The 2,068-nt window shown below is 68.0% G+C and carries 1 protein-coding gene; it reads right to left on the bottom strand.

Annotated features, from left to right (window positions below; translation table 11 throughout):
* The coding region (locus V7067_RS14545; protein ID WP_334176625.1) for a hydantoinase/oxoprolinase family protein at positions 1-1,457 on the bottom strand (1,457 nt) is incomplete at its 3' end.
* Between the last annotated feature and the right edge of the window lie 611 nt (positions 1,458-2,068).

Genomic DNA, 2,068 nt, shown 5'->3' on the forward strand with positions numbered 1-2,068 from the left:
GCCGACAGCGCCGAGGCGACCTTGGGCAGGATGACGTTCTGGCAGCCGAGTTCGGCGGCGATCGTCATGATGTTGATGCCCGCCGCGCCGCCGCCGGCAATGATGGTGCTCTCGCGCGGGTTGACGCCCTCGTTGATGGTGATGTCGGCGATGGCCCGCATCATCAGGTCGGACGCGAGGCTGAGGATGCGGAAGGCCGCCTCCTCAACGCTGAGGCCGATGCGCCCGGCCACGGTGGCGATGGCCTTGCGGGCCGCCTCCACGTCCAGCGTCATGCGGCCGCCGAGGAAGTAGTCGGGGTCGAAATAGCCGAGCACGGTGGCCGCATCGGACACCGTCGGCAGCGTGCCGCCGCGGCCGTAGCAGGCCGGGCCGGGTTCCGCGCCGGCCGACTGCGGGCCGACGCGCATCAGGCCGCCCTCGTCGATCCACGCGATGGAGCCGCCGCCGGCGCCGATGGAGCGCATGTCCACCGCCGAGATGCCGAGCAGGTCGCCGGTATACATCGGGCCGAGCCAGGTATCGCGGGTGAAGGTCAGGCGGCCGTCGCGCACCAGTCCGACGTCGAAGGTGGTGCCGCCGGTGTCGCAGATGATGACGTTGTCGCCCAGTCCTTCAAGCTGCGAGAAGGTGAGGCCGGCAATCGGCGCCATCGCCGGGCCGGACCCGACGGTGTGGATGGGCTTTTCCACCAGCGCATCGACATGGTTGCAGCCGCCCTCGGTGGTGCTGACGAGCAGCTTGCCCTCGAAGCCGGCGGCGCGCAGATCCTTCTCCAGCCCGCGCAGGTGATCCTGCATCAGCGGCTTCAGCGAGGCGTCGATGGCCGTGGCGGAGGCGCGGCGATATTCGCGCACCACCGGCACGAGGCGGTGCGACAGGGTGTAGGGCACGCCCGGCAGCAGTTCGTCCAGCAGTTCGCCGAAGCGCTGTTCGTGCGCCGGATTGGCGACCGACCACAGGAAGCACACCGCAACGGCTTCAAAGCCGCGGCGGCCGAGTTCCGCGATGACCTTGCGCGCGCCCGCCTCGTCGAAGGCGGTGGCGACAGAGCCGTCGGCGCGGATGCGCTCGCTGACCTCGAAGGTGTGACGCCGCGCGATATAGGGGTCGGGATAGTCCTGCGAGAAGTCGTGCGGATTGAACTTGCCGCCTTCCTTCAGCAGCAGCACATCCGGAAAGCCGGCCGTCGTCACGAAGGCGGTGCGGGCGACCGTCTTGGTCACGATGGCGTTGGTGGCCCGCGTCGTGCCGTAGATCAGCATCTCGGTCGCCGCCAGCAGTTCTTCCAGCGAGATGCCGAGCTGCACCGCCGCCGACTGGATGGCCTCGCGCATGCCGAGGAAGATGCGGTCGCGCGTCGTCAGCGCCTTGCCGATGGTCAGCGTGCCGGCTTCGTCGCGCACGATCACATCCGTGAAAGTGCCGCCGGTATCGACGGAAATGCGATATTGCATGGGTCTCTCCGAAGGTATCGGGCAGGTGAACCGGCGACCGGGATCGTTTCCATGCCGCCTGCCCCGTGCTTTCCGCAAAGGAAGCCGGACGCAGACCGGCACGGAGCGCCCGGTCGGGGCCGCCCCTGCTCAGATCGACATCTTTTCTTGTCTCGACTGCTGTCGATTGTCGTGAATGCGCACGGGCGATAACCGGACCGGTGCCCGGATTTCCATCCCTGCGATAACCAATCCTAGCAAGCCGACCGGGCTGCGTTTGTTTGCTGCCGACCAACCGCTTGGACGAAACCGGCTTCCCGCCGGCCGGCCGGGGCGGCGGCAGCCTTCTGCCCACGGATTGAGCGCTGCGACCCGCAGATGGCGCAAAAAATCACCTGTCGGATGACCGCCGACGGCGATAGGATTTCTGTGCCGCCGTAAGGTCCGGCCGCCTGCGGGCGCCGTGTTTTTCCTTTCGGTCAAAGACTTAGCGTGCCGGACCCGCCCTGCGGAAAGCGGCGCTGCAGCCGGCAACGGCGCAGGAGGGCACGGCGGCCGGTGCAGGCCGTTTCTTCATTCAGGGCCCGGGGAGGGACACGATGCCGACAGCCGAGCCGCCAATCGTCATGACG

Source organism: Pseudoxanthobacter sp., from assembly GCF_036822375.1.
Taxonomy (GTDB): Bacteria; Pseudomonadota; Alphaproteobacteria; order Rhizobiales; family Segnochrobactraceae; genus Pseudoxanthobacter.